Origin of the sequence: Accumulibacter sp., assembly GCF_029255125.1 — a bacterium.
Taxonomy (GTDB): Bacteria; Pseudomonadota; Gammaproteobacteria; order Burkholderiales; family Rhodocyclaceae; genus Accumulibacter.
The window spans coordinates 1-6,438 of sequence record NZ_JAPUVR010000021.1 but is presented as its reverse complement, the minus strand read 5'-3'; the positions used below and the strand labels follow the sequence as shown (position 1 = coordinate 6,438).

General features: G+C 64.2%; 7 protein-coding genes. 3 read left to right on the top strand and 4 right to left on the bottom strand.

Annotation, left to right across the window (positions count from 1 at the left end):
• The 3 genes from mgtE to Q1L59_RS00765 all read left to right on the top strand — a co-directional run.
• Nucleotides 1-1,205 (top strand): magnesium transporter (gene mgtE / locus Q1L59_RS00775; protein ID WP_300327387.1); only part of this gene is annotated, 1,205 nt, incomplete at its 5' end.
• A gap of 39 nt (nt 1,206-1,244) precedes the next feature.
• Complete coding sequence (gene pfkB, locus Q1L59_RS00770; protein ID WP_300327386.1) at nt 1,245-2,201, top strand: 1-phosphofructokinase; 957 nt, start codon at nt 1,245-1,247, stop codon at nt 2,199-2,201.
• Between the two features lie 215 nt (nt 2,202-2,416).
• Complete coding sequence (locus tag Q1L59_RS00765; protein ID WP_300327385.1) at nt 2,417-2,824, top strand: DUF4332 domain-containing protein; 408 nt, start codon at nt 2,417-2,419, stop codon at nt 2,822-2,824.
• A 145-nt stretch (nt 2,825-2,969) separates the two neighbouring features.
• Here the strand turns inward: Q1L59_RS00765 and Q1L59_RS00760 are convergent, their stop codons facing one another.
• From Q1L59_RS00760 to Q1L59_RS00745, 4 genes are all read right to left on the bottom strand, one after another.
• The gene (locus tag Q1L59_RS00760; RefSeq protein ID WP_300327384.1) at nt 2,970-4,160 is read right to left on the bottom strand and encodes an MFS transporter; all 1,191 of its coding nucleotides are present in this window, start codon (nt 4,158-4,160) and stop codon (nt 2,970-2,972) included.
• A 98-nt stretch (nt 4,161-4,258) separates the two neighbouring features.
• Nucleotides 4,259-4,621 carry a DUF190 domain-containing protein gene (locus Q1L59_RS00755; RefSeq protein ID WP_300327383.1) on the bottom strand — a complete coding sequence of 121 codons (363 nt, stop codon included), beginning with the start codon at nt 4,619-4,621 and terminating at the stop codon, nt 4,259-4,261.
• A gap of 88 nt (nt 4,622-4,709) precedes the next feature.
• Nucleotides 4,710-5,093 (bottom strand): fluoride efflux transporter CrcB, encoded by a 384-nt coding sequence (gene crcB / locus Q1L59_RS00750; RefSeq protein ID WP_300327382.1) that lies wholly within the window; start codon nt 5,091-5,093, stop codon nt 4,710-4,712.
• 44 nt (nt 5,094-5,137) lie between these two features.
• Entirely contained in the window at nt 5,138-6,241 is a 1,104-nt protein-coding gene (locus tag Q1L59_RS00745) for an EAL domain-containing protein (protein ID WP_300327381.1), read from the bottom strand.
• Nucleotides 6,242-6,438: the final 197 nt, after the last annotated feature.

Below are 6,438 nucleotides of genomic sequence, written 5' to 3'. Positions count from 1 at the left end.
TGGTTGACATCTTCTACGCGATCAGCGAGACCGAAATGGCGGCCGAAGTGTTCAGCCAGTTGTCGGTCAGCCTGCGCACGCAGGTGATGACCGAGTCGCCGGTCGAGAAACTTGCTGGAGTCCTGCAGCATCTGGCGCCGGATGACCTCGCTGACCTGATCGGCGACCTGCCAGAGGAACAGCGTGCGCAGTTGATGGCGCTGCTCGACCGGGAAAGCAAGGACGAAGTCGAGAGCCTGCTCAAGTACGACCCGAACAGCGCCGGCGGGATCATGACCACCGACTTCTTTTCGCTGCCGCACACGCTGACGGTTGAGGAAGCGATCGAGAATATTCGCAATCGCGAAGACGTCGAAATGGTTTTCTACCTCTACCTGACCGACGAGTCGGGCCGCCTGGTCGGCGTCGTTTCTCTGCGCCAACTCCTCCTCGCGCGGCCGGGAACGCCTTTGCACAAGGTGATGAACCGGCGCGTCATGAAGGTGACCACCGACGCCGACCAGACGACCGTCGCCATGCTGGTCGACAAGTACCACCTGTTGGCAGTGCCCGTCGTCGACGAGGAGAACATCCTCGTCGGTATGGTCACCGTCGACGACGTGATCGACGTGCTCGAGGAAGAAACGACACGCGACATGTTGAAGATGGCGGGAACCAGCGAGTCGGAAACGCTGACCCATTCGGCCTTCAAGATCGCCGGAATTCGTCTGCCCTGGCTGCTCGCCGCGTTCATTGGTGGCCTGGCAGCGACCGCGGTCATCGGCCAGTACGAGGAGATCCTCGGCCAGATCCTGGTCCTCAGCGCCTTTCTGCCGGTCGTCATGGGCATGGCCGGCAACGTCGGCGTGCAGTCGGCAACGGTTGCCGTGCGCGGTCTGGCCACCGGGGCGATCGACGTGCGCGATACCTTTCCGCTGGTCTTCAAGGAGTTGCGCGTCGGCCTGCTGCTCGGCGGTTTCTACGGCGTGATCCTCGGCGTCTACGGCTATCTGATGCACAGTAGTCTGGCGCTGGGCCAGGTCGTCGGCCTGACGATTCTCGGCAACATGACCGGCGCCGCGCTGCTCGCCGTACTCCTGCCGATGATCTTCCAGCGCATGAAGGTCGACCCGGCGGTGGCCACCGGACCTTTCGTGACGACGGCTATCGACATCCTGGGGGTGCTTAACTACTTCGTCATCGCGAGCTGGATCTTCAAGTTGTAGGAGCGTAAACGCGGGACCCCGTGGTACGAGCCAGCCGCCATGGGGCGTACGCCGGGCGTTTTCACGCTGACCCTAAACCCTGCGGTGGACCATAGCATCGGTCTGCCGCAACTCCTCCCCGGTGGGCTGAACCGCGTCGCCTGGGAAAAAGCGACGGCTGGCGGCAAGGGCGTAAACGTCGCTTCGTTTCTTGCCGATCTTGGCTGTTGCGTCACTGCTGGTGGTCTGCTCGGCGCCGACAATGCCGATCTCTTCGACCGCGTGTTCCTTGACCGGGGAATTGCCGACGCATTTGTCCGCCTGCCCGGTCGCACGCGGGTCAATCTGAAGCTGATCGAAGAGAACAGCGCAACGGTCACCGAAATCAATTTTCCCGGTCAGGCGGTCGCCGCCGCGCACCTCGCCGACCTTCAGCACAGGATCGACACAGCGCTTGCCGGTTGCGCGTACTGCATTGCTTCCGGCAGCCTCCCCGCTGGCGTCCGGGTGGAGTATTACGCCGATTTGATCGCTCGCCTGGCGACCACTGGCCAGCGCGTTCTGCTCGACACTAGCGGTCAGGCGCTGCGCTGCGGAGTCGCCGCCCATCCCTGGGCGATCAAGCCCAACCAAGCCGAACTCGAAGAACTCGTTGGCCGTCGTCTGCCCGACTGCGCAGCGCTCGGCGCGGCGGCGCGGACGATCGTCGAGCAGGGCGTGCACCTGGTCATCGTCTCGCTGGGTGGGCACGGTGCGCTCTTCGTTAACGCCAATCGCTGCCTCCACGCCAGCGCGCTGGCGGTACCGGTGCGCACAACAGTCGGCGCCGGCGATGCCCTCGTTGCCGGCTTCATCGCCGGCTGCCTGCGCGGCTTGGCCGACGACGGTTGCGCGCGGCTGGCGACCGCCGTCGCTGCCGCAGCGCTCGGCGTAGCGGGCGCCCGTTTGCCGGGCGAGGAGTCGATCGAAGCGCTGATGGCGCGCGTCGAGCTGCGCGAACTGCCGCCCGGCGAGTGAGGCGCTGGCACCGGCGCTCGTCCGCTGCGCCATCGCCCGGCTGATTGGCTGACCGTTGGCGAAGAAGCTGCGTAGCGGGCGGCGCACACGCAGACTGTTCCCTTGCATATCATATGGCATTAGAATGTCGGGCGTCGAGCTGGCAAGACGAGTCATGGTCTCGACACGACATGCGTGCTTCGCTGTACACCACACCATCAGAGGAGAAACCTGCAATGACCGTTTCTGTCAAAGAACTGCGTGGATCAACGCCAACGCTGGCCGAGAAGCTGAAGGAATCGGGCGTCGGCAACAATGAACAACTGCTGGCGGCGGCTGCCACCCCGGCGCAGCGGAAAGTGCTGGCGGCAAGCTGCGGCTGCGATGCCCGGGTCATCCTTGAACTCGCCAATCGCGCCGACCTGGCGCGCATCAAGGGGGTTTCCGGCGTTTACTCGGATCTGCTCGAAAAGGCCGGGGTCGATACGGTCAAGGAACTGGCGACCCGCCGGCCGGACAATCTACACGCGAAGATCATCGAAACCAACGCGGCCGAACAGGTGACGAAACAGCCGCCTTCCTTGTCAATGGTCGAGTCGTGGGTGCAACAGGCGAAAGACCTGCCGAAGACGCTGGCCTACTGAGCTCGTTTGGCTGTGGGGTCCGGCGAAGGCGGGCAAACAAGCTCGGCTTCGCCGGACATCGGAAAATCCAGCACCAATTTGCCCGCCGGTCGGCAAGCGCCAGCCCGGCGCGGAGACCGTCGCTTGGCCGGGGGAAGCGGTTGCGTCATGAGCCTTCCGTAGACCTTGCGCCTTCGCCTGCGCCAACCCAGAGGTGGAGCAACAGGGCTGCCGATCCGGCGCAAGCGGCTGAGAAGACGAAGGCGGCGAGCGGGTCGACGGCCTGCCAGAGCTCGCCAAAGATGATCGACGCCGGCAGCAGCGTGAGTCCGGTGGTCAGATTGAACCAGCCGTACGCGGTCCCCAGCGTCTGCCGGTCGACCAGATCCGCGGCCAACGCTTTTTCGGCGCCTTCCGTGGCGGCCATGAACAGGCCGTAGAAGGCAAACAAAGGCCAGAGCAGGAGCGCCTCGCGATTCAACCCGAGAAGGATGTAGAACGCGCCGTAGACGCCCCAGCCGGCGACGATCAGGCGGTTGCGGCCAAGTTTGTCGGAGAGCGCCGACAACGGCGTCGAAAAGAGCGCCGCGCTCAGCGAAACCAGCGCCCAGAGCAGAGGCACCTGATACTCGGCCAGGCCGAGCTCGCGGGCGCGCAGCAGCAGGAACATGTTGGACGAATTGCCCAGGGTAAACAGCGCCAGCACGACGAGGTAGCGTTTGAACGGTATGGGCAGTTGGCGGAGTTTCCAGGCGTCGGTGGCGGGCGGCGCCGGATCGCTGTCGACCGGTTCCCGGATCGCCAGCGCGAGGGCGACGGTGAGCGCGCCACCGAGCGCCGTCCAGAGAAAGATCGTGCGCAGAGGAACCTCGGCGGCGAGCAAGCCGGCGGCGAGGAGTGGTCCGACGACTGCCCCGGCATTGTCCATCGCCCGATGAAAACCGAAAGCCAGTCCGCGCTCGCCCGGCTTGACGCTACGCGCCAGCAGCGCGTCGCGTGGCGACGAGCGTAGTCCTTTGCCGACACGGTCGGCGAAACGCAAGGCGAGGACGACCGGCCACGAGGCAGCAAAAGCGAGCAGCGGACGCGCGATCGCGGCCAGTGCGTAGCCGCCGACGACCCACGGCTTGCTCGAACGCCGGCGATCCGAGAGGATACCCGAGACCAGCTTGAGGATGCTGCTCGTCGCTTCGCAGATCCCCTCGATGATGCCCAGCGCGCGTGGGCCGGCCATCAGTACCGAAGCGAGGTAGATCGGTACGAGCGGATAGATCAGCTCGCTCGTCGCGTCGTTGAACAGGCTGACCAGGCCAAGCAGCCAGACGGTGCGTGGCAGTTTAAGCAGGTTGGCGAACATGTCGGGTTGGTGGGTGCCGGCCGGCGACGAATTGCTCGCTGGGTTTGGTCAGCGGCGCCGACCGATTCGAGTACAGTCGCGTCGCGGGCGGGTGGCGCCTAGCAATCGCTGCCTGCTTCCGGTGCAGTGCCCGTGTCCTTGTCGTCCGGGTTGATGATGCCAAAAGTCGTCGGGATGCGGGTGTAGAAGATGCGAATGTTCTCGCCGCGCAGCAGATCGAGCAAACGCTCTTCCTCCTCCGTCGTGACGACGAACTCGACCTCGACGTCGCTGTTGCCGGCCAGCTCGAAGAAGCGCTCTTCGTGGATGGTGTGGCGCCGGCCGAAACCGCCAATCGTACGGAATGCCGAGCCGCCGCGCAGGCCAAGCTGGTTACCCTGGTCAAGCAGCCATTCCCAAAGCAACACGCCACGGTGCGTCTGCTTTGCGTGCACATAGAACCTGAGGAACGAACCCTGCATGATCGTCTCCGTTCGTTAGCTCGCCGGCGCTGCGGGCTGGCCGGACGCGCCAGGCGACACGCCGCGGCCGGCCAGGCGTGTCGGCCGATCACCAACCTTTTGCCCAAAGGATGGTTGCCATGCCGGCGAAGGTCATCAGCAGCGAACCGACCACATGCGCGCCGATCGTCAGCATTGCCCAGATCAGCCGCTCCTCCTGGACAAGGACCGTCAGCTCGGCGGAAAACGTCGAAAAGGTCGTCAGGCCACCGCAGAAGCCGGTGATCACCAACAGCCGCCATTCCGCGGCGACGGCGGAAGAGTGAGCGAAAAAGGGAATTGCCAGGCCAATGATGTAGGCGCCGATCAGATTGGCTGCCAGCGTTCCCGGCGGCATCGTCGGAAACAGGCTGTTGAGCCGCTCGCCGAGTTGCCAGCGGGCCAATGCGCCGAGCGCTGCACCGAGCGAGATGGCGACAACTGCTTTCCACATGAGTCTGTTCCGCGCGGGCCAGGTCGGCCGCGCTGCGGCCTGTGTCAGAGCTGGTCGGCCGGGATTGGCCGACCAGTGAGATATCCTTGAAAGAGCTGGAAGCCCATCGCCAGGCAGACTTCAGCCTCGAGTTCGTTTTCGATGCCTTCCGCGAGCGGCACCGAGCCCAGGCCGCGCACCAGCTTGACCAGATCGCCGACGACCCGACGCTTGCTTTCGCCAGCCAGATGGAGATCGTGGATCAATCCCATGTCAAACTTGACGAAGTGAGCGGGCACTTCGCCGAGTTCGTTCAGGCGAGCCTGTCCGGCGCCGAAATCGTCGTAAGCGAAGCGCACGCCGATATCTCGAAAGCGCGCAGCGAGTTCGCGCAGCCGGCAGCTTTCGGTGACCGCGGCCTCGTGGATCTCGACGACCAGGTCGAGTTCGGGCATTTCCTGCCGCAAACAGACCAGCGCATTGAAAAAGTCCTCGCTGAAGGTCTCCTTCGGATGGGTGTTGGCAAAAAGCGGAAAACCACGCAGGCGAGGCGCAATTGCGGCGACGCCAAAGCGGCGGAAGGCAACGCTCAGGTCGACCTCACGGTCGAGCGCGCTCGCCATCTTGAATAGCCGCAGAGGCGAGCCCGGCAGCAGCGGGTGGCTCGCTCGACCGAGCAGTTCGTAGGCAAAAATGCACCGGCTATCGGCTTCAACGATCGGTTGCGCCGCACCCGACATTCCGTGTCCACCCAGCAGGTCAAGGAACTCGGCTTCGTTCTCCGGAAACATTTCCGAGAGCGCCATGCCGGGCGGCAAGACCAGCGTGTGACCTTCGGTCGGCCGGGCCGCAGGCGGCTCGGCAACGCGCACGCGAATGCGAAACTCAGCGTTACCGAAATGGACAATGTCGTTATCATTCAGCAGGCACGAGTTCTCGACACGCTGACGGCCGACGAAACTGCCGTTCGTGCTATTCAGATCGGTCAGCCGGATACGGCCACTGTGGCTGTCAGCCGTCAGGAGCGCGTGGTGCCGGCTGAGCCCGCGCGCCGTGACCACGAGGTCATTGTCGGGGTCGCGCCCAACGCGAAAAGGCAGGTGCGTGATGTTGTAAACGACATGTGCGCCGTCGCCGACAATCGATTCCAGAAACCAGTGCCTGGCCAAGAGTTTGCTCCGCTGATCAGTTTCAAGCCCGGGCACGAGTATATGTGGCGGATTCGACGGCGGTCAATCTTGGACTGTCAGTTTCTCGACTGCCCGTCGGTAACGCGCACACGCTGCCACCAGATCCCGGCTTTTCGGTCGCCTTGATGACCGACAGCGAGCCGTGCTTCTCGGCGCTGCTGCTCCGCTGCTGCTCT